This is a genomic window from Micromonospora sp. NPDC002411, assembly GCF_053592955.1.
On sequence record NZ_JBSFBM010000223.1, the window covers coordinates 1 to 11384 of the forward strand.

An 11384-nucleotide genomic window follows, 5' to 3' on the forward strand; every position below is an offset into this window, starting at 1 on the left:
GGCACGTCGTCAGCGCGCTCGGCTGGGGCACCCATTCGCTCGCCCCGCTGTCGTTCCGTGGCGCTACCTACTCCGGCGTGTTCACCCTGCTGCCGATGCTCACCGGCCGGGGCCGCGAACACCACGGCGACATCCTGCGGGAGATCGCGACGCTGGCCGATGGCGGCGCGCTGCGCCCGCGACTGGACCGGCGTCGCTTCACGCTCGACACCATCATGGACGCCCACCGTCTGGTCGCCGACGGCATCGCCGAGGGCAAGGTCGTGGTGGACATCGCCGACTGACCGGCCGGTACGTCAGGTCCGCGCCGGTGCCCTGCTGTCCAGGTCGACGATCCGGTCGGTCCAGCGGTCCATCAGGGTCTGGTCGTGGCTGATGACCAGGACGCCGGCCCGCCGGGTCCGCTGGTAGTCGCGGATGACGGCGGCGACGTGCGCCTGGGTCGAGGCGTCCAGCATCGCCGTGGCCTCGTCGCAGAGCAGGTAGTCCGGCCGGTGTACGAGGGCGCGAGCGAGGCAGGCGCGTTGTAGTTGCCCGTCGGACACCGCGTGTGGCCGTCGGCCGCGCAGGTCGGCGGTGAGGCCGACGAGGTCGGCGAGTTCGGCCACCCGTTCCCGGACCGTCGACTCGGGCGTTCGGACGGCACGGAGCGGTTCGGCGATCAGGTCGTCCAGGCTCAGCCGGGGATCAGCGGCGGCGCGCGGGCTCTGGAACAGCACGGCGACGCGGGTCCGCAGGTCGACCGGCACGGCGTACCGCACTCCGTGGACCGGCGTGCCGTCGATGCTGACCTGGCCGTGGTCCGGGCGGTGCAGGAGGGCCAAAACCCGGACCAGTGTGGACTTGCCACACCCGGACGGGCCGCGAAGTCCGACCGTCTCGTTTCGACCGACCCGCACTGTGACGCCGTCGAGCACGACCCGACGGCCGTACCCGACGGTGACCTCGTCGGCGAGCAGGTGCTGCGGGCTGGTCACGTGACGGCTCCGGTGCGGATCGGGTGGTGGCAGGCGACAGTGCCGTCACCGGCGATCGGCGTCGGCGGCGGCTGGCTCGCGCAGGTGTCGGTGCGGTGTGGGCAGCGGGGCGCGAACGCGCAGCCAGGAGGCAGTGCGGTGAGCATCGGCGGTTCGCCCGGCACCGGCCGGAAGGCGCGGTCCGGCAGGGCGTCGAGGAGCGCCGCGGCGTACGGGTGGGTGGGCGCGGCGAAGAGATCGTCGGCGTCGGTGTGTTCCACGATCCGGCTGGCGTACATGACGGCGACGGTGTCGGCGACCCGTTGCGCGGCGGCCAGGTCGTGCGTGATGAGCACGACGGCCGAGCCGTTGTCGCACCGGCGGCGCAGCAGGTCGAGGGTGTGGTCCACCAGCGGCCGGTCGAGGCCGGTGGTGGGCTCGTCGGCGATGAGCAGCGACGGGTCCGGTGCCAGCGCGAGCGCGGTGACCAGCCGTTGGGCCATGCCGCCGGAGAGCTCGTGCGGGTAGCGGTCCAGGTCGGCCGGGTCGAGCCCGACGTCGAGGGCGAGCCGCTCGGCGTCCGCCCGGTCCCGACCGTGCGCCCGGAGGGTCTCGGTGAGCAGTCGCCGTCCGGTGCGGACCGGGTTCAGCGCGGTGGCTGGGCTCTGCGGGACCAGTCCGACCCGACGGCCGCGTACCCGGCGGGCCAGGTGACGCTGACCGCAGGTGACCAGGTCGACCGGGTCGCTGTCCGGGTGGTGCAGAACGGCGTGGCCGGTGATCGTGGCGTTGCCCGGCAACAGGCCGAGTAGCGCGTGGGCCAGGACGGACTTGCCGCAGCCGGACTCGCCGACGACGGCCAGCAGTTCACCGGTCCGTACCGTCAGGTTGAGGTCGGTGACGGCGCGCACTGTCGTGTCGCGCAGCCGGAACTCGACGCCGAGGCCCTCCACGGCGAGCAGCGGGCGGCCCGCGGCGGTGCGGTCGGGTGCCTCGACAGCGGCGTGTTCGGTGATGGTCACAGGTGCAGCTCCGCTCGGATCCGGGGATCGAGGCGGTCACGCCACCGGGCGGCGATGACCGCGATGGCGAGGGTGACGACGACGATGACCGCACCCGGTGCCAGGCTGGCCCACCAGGCGCCGGTCAGCAGTGACCCCTGACCATCGTTGATCATGTTGCCGAGTGAGGCGAGGTGCGGCGGCAGGCCGAGACCGAGGAAGGACAGCGCCGTCTCGTGCCACACCGCGTGCGGGATCATCAGGGTGGTGGCCAGCGCCAGCCGGGGCAGCACGTGGGGCAGCAGGTGTCGGGTCAGGACCCGACCCCGGCCGGCCCCTCCGCTGATGGCGGCGTCGACGAACGGCCGGGTACGAAGGCTGAGCAACTCGGACCGGACGATGCGCGCTGTGGAGAGCCAGTGGGTGAGCCCGACGGAGGCGATCACCGCGCCGAGGCTGGGACGCAGCATGGCGACGATGAAGATGCCCAGCAGCAGGTGCGGCATCGCGGCGATGGTGTCCACGATCCGCATCAGGATCCGGTCCACAGGGCCGCCGAGCGTGCCGGCGATACCGCCGATGACGCCGCCGAGGACGGTGGCGACGAGCGCGGCGACCGCGCCGACGAGCAGCGACACCCGCAGCCCGTAGACGGCACGGTGCGCCACGTCCCGGCCGAGGTCGTCGGTGCCGGCGAGGTGGGTCCAGGACGGCGCCAACCGGGTCTGGTCGAGGGCCACCGCGCTCTGGTCGAGCGGCCAGACGAGCGGGGCCAGGAGCGAACCGACGACAGCGACGACGAGGACGAGGCCGGCGACGACGACACCGGTCTGGCCGGGTCGCAGCCGCAGTCGGGACCGGGCCACGCGGAGCAGTGGCGGTCGGGTAGCAAGGTCAGCCATCGAGTCGCACCCTCGGGTCGGCGGCGGCGTACGCGAGGTCGGTCGTGAGGTTCGCGGCCAGCACCACAGCTGTGGTGACCAGCGTGATCGCCGCCAGCAGCGGGAAGTCGCTGCCAAGCGCGGCAGCCACCGTGACGGCGCCGAGACCCGGCAGTGAGAAGACCGTCTCGACCAGCACCGCACCGCCGACCAGCTCCGGCAGGTGGGTGCCGACCAACGTGAGGAACGGCAGCAGCGCGGTCCGCAGCGCGTGCCCGAACAGCACCGTCCGCCCTGGCAACCCCCGGGCCCGCGCGGCGAGCACGTGGTCGTCGCGCATGCTCTCCGCGACCGCGTCCCGGACGAACAGCACGAACCACGGCGCCTGCGACACGGCCAGCACTCCGACCGGCAGGATCAGGTGGTGCGCCACGTCGGCCCAGGACGTGCTGGTCGCGGTGACGTCGGTGAGCCCGCCGGCCGGCAACCACCCGAGCACCAGCGCGAACACGGCGATCGCGGCCAGGCCCAGCCAGAACACTGGCATCGACTCGACCGCGTAGGCGGCGGCCCGCAGACCCCTGTCGAACAACCCACCCCGGCGGTACGCGGCCAGCGCACCCAGCAGCAGACTGCCGACCAGGACCAGGGCGAGGGTCACGCCGATCAGCAGCAGCGTCCAGCCGGCCCGGGCGGAGAGCACCGAGGCGACCGGTTCGTGTCGACTCGTCGACCAGCCCAGGTCGCCCTGGACCAGGTTGCCGATCCAGCGCAGGTACTGCACCGGCAGCGGGTCGTCGACACCCCAGTTGGCGCGGATCTGCGCCAGGTTCTCCTCGCTGGCGGTGAAGGCCGCCGCGCCGGCGTACTGCTTGGCCGGGTCCACCGGGGAGGCGGCGCCGAGGGCGAACATTCCGATGCTGGTCGCGGCGAGTACCGGAACGGCGACCAGGAGCCGGCGTCGGACCACCGCCCCCGCCCCGGCCAGTCGACCCGGGCGGGTCATGAGCGCTTCCAGGTGTCGATGTTCCACCAGATGCTGTTCGCCACCCCGTGCTCGTGCGCCTCGACCCGGGGGGTCACGCCCTGCACGGAGAAGGTCGCGGCGTCGGCGGCGAGGACCCACACCGGGCTCACCCATTCGATCAGGAGTCCCGCCAGTGGTGGGCCGACGACTGTGGCGAAACCGGCGATGGTGGTGAGCAGCGCGTTCGCCGGCAGGTGGTGTCGTTGCGGCAGCAGCTCGGCGATCAGTGTGAAACGCCCGGCGGTACCCCACGAGTGCAGCAACGCCGACACGGCGAGCAGGAGGACGTACAACCCAACGGTGAGTACGCCCGCGAGGTGGGCGAGGGGAATCGCCGCGAGCGCGCCGGCCCGCAGGATCGCGTCCCAGCCGGCGAGCTGGGCACCGCTGCGCCCGCGTAGCAACCGACCGAAGACGATCGTCCCGGCAGCGCTGGGCAGGGTGTACGCCGCCACGGCGGCAGCGATCCAGGTGCCATGCTGATCCGGCGGTGCGAGTTGGATGGCGAGCCAGGTCACCGCGACCACCGCCATGCCGTCACCCAACGCGGACACGGCAAGCCCGGGCAGGACCCGCCGGAGCTGGGGGTGACTGACCACCGGCCAGTACGGCGAGGAGCGCGGGAAACCGGCGGCTTTCGATGGCATGGTCTCAGCTCACCCCGGCGCGGGCCGGCGGATCAACTGAAACTGCCGTCAGCAGAATCAGCCGAGCGCGGAAGGCCGACTCCGGCTCCGTCGGGAACCGGAGTCGACCAACCGCCGCTACTCCGCTCGGTAGACGGAGATGTGCGACGGGCTGTCGGCCTGGAACGGTCGCCGTTGCCAGTCGGCGTACCGTTCGGTGAGCCGGAGCCCCGCCTGCTGCGCCATCGCGTCGATCTGGTGCGGCCAGGCGTACCGCATGGCGAACGGCTTCAGGTGCACACCATCACTGTCGAAGGTGATGGTCTGCCTGATGAACCGCTGCGCCGGCCGGTCGTACCTGTGCAGCCGGATCGTCGCGGAGTCCTCGGTGACCTCCCGTACCTGCACCTGCTCGTCCGCGTCGAAGCTACGCGGGTCGGGCACGAACGTCTCGATGACGAACGCGCCACCGGGCGACAGGACCCGGGCGACGTTGCGGAAGCAGTCCGCCTGCCGCTCGGCGTCGACCAGGTTGAACAGCGTGTTGAAGACCAGGTACGCGAGCCGGAACTCACCCGGCACCGGCACGTCGGCCATGTCGGCGACGACCACCGGGATCTGGTCGCCCCCGGGCTTGGCCCGCAGATGCGCCAGCATCTCCTCGGACGCCTCGACGCCGTGCACTGTCAGACCGCGCTCGGCCAGGGGGAGCGCGACCCGGCCGGTGCCGATCGCCAGTTCGAGAACCGGACCACCGTCGGCCAGGTCGGCCAGGAAGTCCACCGCCGGCATCGGGTCGGGGTTGCCCGGGCCGTCATAGTCGGCGGCCCACAGCCGGCCGAAGAGGCCGGGATCGTCGAAGACCGACATCAGCGGCCTCCGCGGTCGGTGTCAGTGGCGCGCAGCGGCGCCGTGGTCGGGGGAACAGATCTGCTCACGAAGTCTCGATTCCTCGGTGCGATTGACGTCGGGTCGGAGGCACTTCGTCGTAGCGGGCATGGCGCTGCTCCCTTCGCGTGACTGTCGACCGAGGACACCAGAGACGGCTCGGGCCCGGCAAGGCAATTACGCCAGCCGGGCCCGTAGCGGGACTTCAGGTCAGGAGATGTGGTGCAGGATCACGTTGTGCACGTGGTGGCTCTTCTGCGCACCCCGGAACTCCACCTCGTAGGTGTGCGTGCCGACGTGGATCGCGATCGCGCCGGTGGAGAAGAACGACCCTCCCCAGGACTTGTTGCTGACCACGCTCACGCTGGTGATCTTCGAGTACGGGATGCTGGTGATCGCGAACCGCTTCCCGACGAACGAGCGGTCCTGGATGATCACGCGGCGGTCGGTCAGCCCGATGAACCCGGTGCCCGTGCCGACGGCGTCGTAGACGGCGATGATCTGCTCACCCTCGAGGAGGCCGCTCTCGATCTGCTGGACCTGCTCTTTGCGGTCGTACGCGATGTTCGCCATGCGTCCCAGGCTAGAAAACCGGTGCCACAGTGCCAGCCCGGGCGAGGACCACGAATTCGCCGTCGCCGTGGCCGACGGGCTCCTGGCGCCAACCGCCGTAGACGCGGTCCACCAGGAAACCCGCACTGGTCAGAGACGCGCGCAGCTCCGCCTCGGTGCGGAAGCGCAGGGTCGCCGAGCTGGCCAACCGCTCGCCGTCGGCGAAGTGGTAGTGGTGGGTGAAGTCGACCACTCCGTCGCGTACCCCGGTGACAGCTGTCCACGCGCGGACCTCGCCACCGCCCGGCACTGTGATCCGCCGCTGCGAATCCACCGGGTTCCACAGCTCCCATCGGCGGTCCGCCGGGTCGCGGGCGTCGAACACCAGCCGACCGCCGGGCACGAGCGCACGGCGCAGGTCGGCGAGGGTACGCGCCCACTCCGCGTCGTCCACGAAGAACTGCGCCACGTGGCTGGTCAACACCGCCACGTCGAACACCTCGCTCGGAAGCACGGCCGAGGTGCCCTCGACCCAGGTCACCCGCTCGCCACCGGGCCGGGCGCGGGCGGCGGCCAGGGACGCGCCGGCGGGGTCGACGCCGGTGACGGTGTGACCCGAGGCGGCGAGGGCAACAGTCAAACGGCCGGTGCCGCAGCCGAGGTCGAGCACCCGGGCCGCCGGAGTCTCGCCCACCACCGCCTGGAAGAAGTCGTCGTCCGGCCCCCACCGGCATTCCGCATCGTAAACCTCGACCAGGCGGGGATGCTGGAACTCGCCGTGCCTCACGGCGCGTTCGCGTCGGTCGCGGCGCGGACGAACTCGCGTACCCGGGTGGTGGTGTTGCTGGGCAGCCACACCGGCCCACGTTCGATCGGTGGTGCGTCGTGGATGGGCACGTACGCCACGTCGGGGCGGGGGTAGTAGCGGCGCGTGTGCTCACCCACCGGCAGTACGCCTCGGCCCAGCGCGACCAACGACAGCATCTCGGAGAAGGTGTTCCCAACGGGTCCCTTCGGAATGGGCCGGCCGGTCGGGGTGCGTTCTGGGGTGCGGTCCCGCTTGAACTCCGCCGAGGTCACCGCCGGGTACTGCACCACCGGGTGATCGGCGAGCACCTCCAGCGACACCGACGGTTCCCGGGTGAGCGGGTGACCCGCCGCCACCGCCAGCGCCCGATCTTCGGCGAGCAGCGCCGGACCGGTGGCCATGCCGTCGAACGGGAACGAGGCGATCAGCACGTCCGTCGAGCCGTCGAGCAGCCCGGACCGGGTGTTGGACAGCTGTGCCTCGTGCACTTCCACCCGGCAGTCGGGATGCCGTTCGCCGAACAGGGCCACGGCCCGCAGCAGCACGGGCGCTGTCCACTCGCCGAGGAACGCCACCCGTAGCGTCCCGGTGACGCCCCGGCCAGCGTCGACCGCCCGGCGGACGGCCTCGTCCATGCCGGCCACCAACGGGGCCAGCTCGTCGGCGAGCTGCCGCCCGATCGGGGTGAGCCGGACGACCCGACTGGTGCGGGCGAAGAGCGGCGCGCCGATCCGGAGCTCCAGCCTCTTCACGATGTGGCTGACCCGACCAGTGCTGACGGCCAGCCGCTCGGCGGTCCGGCCGAAGTGCAACTCCTCGGCGAGCGTCAGGAACGCCTCGACCTCGTACCGCTCCAGCACGTCGCTCCCACCGTTGACCTGTGGGCAACGATCGTAGCGGCATGAGGTCTTGGTCGGCGTCCTCCGTGCGGGGATCGTGAACGCGGCAGGGAACACCTAACGAAGGGCAGCGACATGAGCATCGACGACTACCAGGCGAGCGCGGTACGGGTGACCGGTTTCGACCACCTGGTGTTGACCGTCGCCGACGTGGAGCGCTCGCTGGCCTTCTACCGCGGCCAGCTCGGGCTGCCGCCGGTCCGGGTGGACGAGTGGCGGGCCGGACGGGTGCCGTTCCCGTCGGTGCGGGTCAGCGCCGGGTGCATCATCGACCTCGTCCGTGGTGACCTCGACCGTGGCGACCTTCCCCATGGTGATCGGCAGGGCACCAACGTCGACCACTTCTGCCTGGTGGTGGCACCGCTGGACTGGGAGCGGGTGGTCGAGTCGGGAGTCTTCACGGTGCTGACCGGGCCGGTCGACAGGTTCGGTGCCCGCGGCTCGGCGACCTCGATCTACGTCAGCGACCCGGACGGCAACGTGGTGGAGTTGCGCTGGTACCCGCAGGACGTGGAGGTGGCTGCCGAGGCGGACGTCAGGACTCCGTGACCGCCCGGTAGGCGTCCTCGATGCGGGCGGCCAGCAGGACCTCGCCCTCGGTCAGGGGCTCGCCGTTGCCGTGCCCGACCCGGATCTGGGTGCTGTCGGACCGTCGGCTGATCTCCGGGCGCAGGTGCAGCGCGTCCGCGACGACCTTGACCCGTTCAGTTAGTGCCGCGTGTTGGGTATCGTCGATCACGAGCGTCCGTCGGATCTGCTCCCCTTCGCGTGTCCAACCAGATAGCAAGGTCAACGCGTCGGCAAGGTAGTCGTGCTTCGACCTGCTGTTGAACAGCACGCGCATCACCGCACCCCCCAAGCGCCGTTGCCGGCTTGTGGCCAAATCGTCGCCATCCCGTGTCTTGTCGGTGTCCCCTAGTCTCTCCCCACGCGGGAGGGGTGTCCACGCCCACACTTCCGTGTTCTATTGACCTAGCGGACGGTTCCGGTACCCAAACCGCCGATTGATCTGGCACCCTGGACGCCCGTGCGGACCGAACGGGCGAATGATGGCGGGCAGGTCGAACGACGGGACCCGAAGGTGATCGTCGGCGCGGCGATAATCCGGGACGGGCGGGTGCTCGCCTGCGCGCGCTCCGCCCCGCCCGAGGTGGCCGGGATGTGGGAGTTCCCCGGCGGGAAGGTCGAGCCGGGAGAGGCCGAGGTCGACGCGTTGGTCCGGGAGTGCGTCGAGGAGTTGGCCGTACGCGTCGAGATCGGTGATCGGGTCGGTCGCGACGTCCGGATGGCACACGGCCGTTCGGTGCTCAAGGTGTACGCCGCCCGTCTGCTCGACGGCGACGAGCCGCAGGCACTGGAACACGAGGCGCTGCGGTGGCTGACCGCCGACGAACTGGACTCGGTCACCTGGCTTCCCGCCGACGCCCCCATCGTCGCAGCCCTCCGTCCCGTCCTGAAAAACCCCTGACCCCCGCCCTGCCCCTGACCCCCGCCCCGGCCCACCCTGCTTCCTGTTAATTCGGTGGCCGAAACATCCGGTATCCGCGGGCCAGGATTGGAACGACGTTGATTCCGCTGTGGCATCTAGATGCCACAGCGGAATCACGCTCATCACGGACATGCCGGGGCGGCGCCGGGTCTTTGATCACCGGGGTGGGGTGGGAACGGGACGGGGGCCACGGCAACAGCCGCGGCCCCCGTCTGGTTCGGGTGGTCAGTGCTTGTCCTGGTCCGGGTGCGCGAAGTTGAGGTGCTCCGGAGGCAGCGGGAAGGTCACGTCGTCACCGAACGGCGACGGTGCGGCCGGCCGGTCGAAGGTGAGCTCGGTCAGCGGCAGCTTGCCCCGGTCGTCCACCGCCGGAGCGGTCGGGTGGGGCACCTCCCGGTCCCAGTTGACGCCGCTCTGAGCCTGCGCCTCGGCCCGGGAGTCGTGGGAACCACCCGCGTGCGAGTGCAGCCCACCGTGGGCTGAACCCGGCGTCGCCGAGCCCTGACGGGCGGTGGTCACGCTGGTCTGGGGCGTCTCGCCCCGGCGGAAGATCTTGCTACCAAGCCACACAAGGGGATCGTACCTGCGGTCGACGACCCGTTCCTTCATGGGGATGATCCCGTTGTCAGTGATCTTGATGTGCTCGGGGCAGACCTCGGTGCAGCACTTGGTGATGTTGCAGAAACCGAGGCCCTGTTCGGCCTGCGCGTACTCCTTGCGGTCCGTCCGGGTGTCCAGCGGGTGCATGTCCAGCTCGGCCGCCCGGATGAAGTACCGGGGCCCGGAGAACGCCTGCTTGTTCTCGTCGTGGTCACGGATGACGTGGCAGACCGTCTGGCACAGGAAGCACTCGATGCACTTGCGGAACTCCTGCGAGCGCTCCACGTCGACCTGCTGCATCCGGTAGTCACCGGGTGCGACGTCGGCCGGCGGGGCGAACGCCGGCGTCTCCCGTGCCTTCTCGTAGTTGAACGAGACGTCGGTGACCAGGTCCCGGATGACCGGGAAGGTACGCAGCGGGGTGACAGTGACCGTCTCGTCGTCGCCGAAGGTCGACATCCGGGTCATGCAGCCCAGCCGCGGCTTGCCGTTGATCTCCATGGAGCAGGAGCCACACTTGCCGGCCTTGCAGTTCCACCGGCAGGCCAGGTCGGGTGCGTCGGTGGCCTGGAGGCGGTGGATGACGTCGAGGACGACCTCGCCCTCATTCACCTCCACCATGTAGTCCTGCAGGTCCCCGCCGGTCTCGTCGCCCCGCCAGATCCGGAACTGACGCTTCGCGCTCATCGGTTGTCCGCCTCTCCAGCGTCGGCAACGAGGGCGTCGAAGTCGGTCAGCTCCTCGTCGGTGAGGTACTTGGCCAGCTCCGCACGGTCGAAGAGGCCGATCAGCTCCGGCCGCATCTTCGGCAGCGGCTTACGGGTCAGCCGTACGGTGTCGCCGTCCAGCGAGCAGACCAGGTTCACCTGCCGCCACTTCGGCTCCATCGCCGGGTAGTCCTCCCGGGTGTGCCCGCCGCGCGACTCCTGCCGTTCCAGCGCCGCCTTCGCGGTGCACTCCGAGACCACCAGCATGTTGCGCAGGTCCAGGGCCAGGTGCCAGCCCGGGTTGTACCGCCGGCCACCGGCCGCGCTCACCTTGGCGACCCGCTCGCGCAGCTCGGCCAGCCGCACCAGGGCGTCGGCCAGCTCACCCTCCCTACGGATGATGCCGACCAGGTCGCCCATCACCGCCTGAAGGTCCTGCTGGAGGGTGTACGGGCTCTCGCCGGTGTCGCGCTGCAGCGGAGCGAGCGCGGTCTCCACGGCGGCCTCGACGGCGTCCACGGCCACCTTCGGCCGGGCGGTCAGCCCGTCGGCGTAGCTGGCCGCGTGCCCGCCCGCCCGCTTGCCGAAGACCAGCAGATCGGACAGGGAGTTGCCGCCCAGCCGGTTGGAGCCGTGCATGCCACCGGAGACCTCACCGGCGGCGAACAGGCCGCGTACGTGGCCGAAGGCCGCACCCGAGTCAGGGTCGACCTCGACGCCGCCCATCACGTAGTGACAGGTCGGCCCGACCTCCATCGCCTCGGAGGTGATGTCGACGTCGGCCAGCTCCTTGAACTGGTGGTACATCGACGGCAGCCGCCGACGGATCTCGTCGGCCGAACGCCGGCTCGCGATGTCCAGGAAGACGCCGCCGGCGGGGGAGCCCCGACCGGCCTTGACCTCGCTGTTGATCGCACGGGCCACCTCGTCACGGGGCAGCAGCTCCGGCG

14 protein-coding genes and 1 pseudogene are annotated in these 11384 nt (G+C 70.9%); 3 read left to right on the forward strand and 12 right to left on the reverse strand.

The window, feature by feature from the left end:
• A partial coding sequence (locus ACWCO3_RS23645) for a zinc-binding dehydrogenase (protein ID WP_450012082.1) occupies nt 1-284 on the forward strand: 284 nt, incomplete at its 5' end.
• 12 nt (nt 285-296) lie between these two features.
• Here ACWCO3_RS23645 and ACWCO3_RS23650 read toward each other — a convergent pair.
• The 9 genes and pseudogenes from ACWCO3_RS23650 to ACWCO3_RS23690 form a co-directional block, all read right to left on the reverse strand.
• On the reverse strand, nt 297-977 hold the full coding sequence (locus ACWCO3_RS23650; protein WP_244311655.1) for an ABC transporter ATP-binding protein: 681 nt from the start codon (nt 975-977) through the stop codon (nt 297-299).
• A complete protein-coding gene (locus ACWCO3_RS23655) occupies nt 974-1978 on the reverse strand; it encodes an ABC transporter ATP-binding protein (protein ID WP_450012085.1) in 1005 nt (334 codons plus the stop codon). Before ACWCO3_RS23655 ends, ACWCO3_RS23650 begins: the two co-directional genes overlap by 4 nt.
• Nucleotides 1975-2859, reverse strand: coding sequence for an ABC transporter permease (locus tag ACWCO3_RS23660; protein WP_357928417.1), 885 nt, complete (start codon nt 2857-2859; stop codon nt 1975-1977). The genes ACWCO3_RS23655 and ACWCO3_RS23660 overlap by 4 nt, the downstream gene beginning before the upstream one ends.
• Entirely contained in the window at nt 2852-3844 is a 993-nt protein-coding gene (locus ACWCO3_RS23665) for an ABC transporter permease (protein ID WP_145780333.1), read from the reverse strand. Before ACWCO3_RS23665 ends, ACWCO3_RS23660 begins: the two co-directional genes overlap by 8 nt.
• A 62-nt stretch (nt 3845-3906) precedes the next feature.
• Nucleotides 3907-4512 (reverse strand): annotated as a pseudogene (locus tag ACWCO3_RS23670) (MFS transporter); the annotation flags it as partial.
• A gap of 117 nt (nt 4513-4629) precedes the next feature.
• On the reverse strand, nt 4630-5361 hold the full coding sequence (locus ACWCO3_RS23675) for a class I SAM-dependent methyltransferase (protein ID WP_145779030.1): 732 nt from the start codon (nt 5359-5361) through the stop codon (nt 4630-4632).
• Nucleotides 5362-5589: 228 nt separating this feature from the next.
• Complete coding sequence (locus ACWCO3_RS23680) at nt 5590-5952, reverse strand: PH domain-containing protein (RefSeq protein ID WP_030337500.1); 363 nt, start codon at nt 5950-5952, stop codon at nt 5590-5592.
• Nucleotides 5953-5962: 10 nt separating this feature from the next.
• Complete coding sequence (locus ACWCO3_RS23685; protein WP_145779031.1) at nt 5963-6718, reverse strand: class I SAM-dependent methyltransferase; 756 nt, start codon at nt 6716-6718, stop codon at nt 5963-5965.
• A complete protein-coding gene (locus tag ACWCO3_RS23690; RefSeq protein ID WP_450012088.1) occupies nt 6715-7599 on the reverse strand; it encodes a LysR family transcriptional regulator in 885 nt (294 codons plus the stop codon). The genes ACWCO3_RS23685 and ACWCO3_RS23690 overlap by 4 nt, the downstream gene beginning before the upstream one ends.
• Before the next feature lie 114 nt (nt 7600-7713).
• Here ACWCO3_RS23690 and ACWCO3_RS23695 point away from each other — a divergent pair, with 114 nt between their 5' ends.
• On the forward strand, nt 7714-8187 hold the full coding sequence (locus ACWCO3_RS23695) for a VOC family protein (RefSeq protein ID WP_145779033.1): 474 nt from the start codon (nt 7714-7716) through the stop codon (nt 8185-8187).
• Here ACWCO3_RS23695 and ACWCO3_RS23700 read toward each other — a convergent pair.
• Nucleotides 8174-8482 carry a 4a-hydroxytetrahydrobiopterin dehydratase gene (locus ACWCO3_RS23700; RefSeq protein ID WP_354890602.1) on the reverse strand — a complete coding sequence of 103 codons (309 nt, stop codon included), beginning with the start codon at nt 8480-8482 and terminating at the stop codon, nt 8174-8176. The two genes, ACWCO3_RS23695 and ACWCO3_RS23700, sit on opposite strands and share 14 nt — an antisense overlap.
• A gap of 183 nt (nt 8483-8665) precedes the next feature.
• Between ACWCO3_RS23700 and ACWCO3_RS23705 the strand changes: the two genes are divergently transcribed.
• Nucleotides 8666-9106, forward strand: coding sequence for a (deoxy)nucleoside triphosphate pyrophosphohydrolase (locus ACWCO3_RS23705; protein WP_145779035.1), 441 nt, complete (start codon nt 8666-8668; stop codon nt 9104-9106).
• Between the two features lie 246 nt (nt 9107-9352).
• Here the strand turns inward: ACWCO3_RS23705 and ACWCO3_RS23710 are convergent, their stop codons facing one another.
• Together ACWCO3_RS23710 and ACWCO3_RS23715 are read right to left on the reverse strand one after the other, a co-directional pair.
• Nucleotides 9353-10414: a succinate dehydrogenase/fumarate reductase iron-sulfur subunit gene (locus ACWCO3_RS23710; RefSeq protein WP_145779036.1), complete on the reverse strand. Its 1062-nt coding sequence runs from the start codon at nt 10412-10414 to the stop codon at nt 9353-9355.
• On the reverse strand, nt 10411-11384 hold a 974-nt coding region (locus ACWCO3_RS23715; protein ID WP_450012092.1), incomplete at its 5' end, for an FAD-binding protein. The genes ACWCO3_RS23715 and ACWCO3_RS23710, both read right to left, overlap by 4 nt.

Coding starts and splice junctions, on each gene's coding strand:
- ACWCO3_RS23660 (WP_357928417.1), bottom strand. CDS start 2,859: ATGGCTGACCTTGCTACCCGACCGCCACTGCTCCGCGTGGCCCGGTCC.
- ACWCO3_RS23665 (WP_145780333.1), bottom strand. CDS start 3,844: ATGACCCGCCCGGGTCGACTGGCCGGGGCGGGGGCGGTGGTCCGACGC.
- ACWCO3_RS23675 (WP_145779030.1), bottom strand. CDS start 5,361: ATGTCGGTCTTCGACGATCCCGGCCTCTTCGGCCGGCTGTGGGCCGCC.
- ACWCO3_RS23680 (WP_030337500.1), bottom strand. CDS start 5,952: ATGGCGAACATCGCGTACGACCGCAAAGAGCAGGTCCAGCAGATCGAG.
- ACWCO3_RS23695 (WP_145779033.1), top strand. CDS start 7,714: ATGAGCATCGACGACTACCAGGCGAGCGCGGTACGGGTGACCGGTTTC.
- ACWCO3_RS23700 (WP_354890602.1), bottom strand. CDS start 8,482: ATGCGCGTGCTGTTCAACAGCAGGTCGAAGCACGACTACCTTGCCGAC.
- ACWCO3_RS23710 (WP_145779036.1), bottom strand. CDS start 10,414: ATGAGCGCGAAGCGTCAGTTCCGGATCTGGCGGGGCGACGAGACCGGC.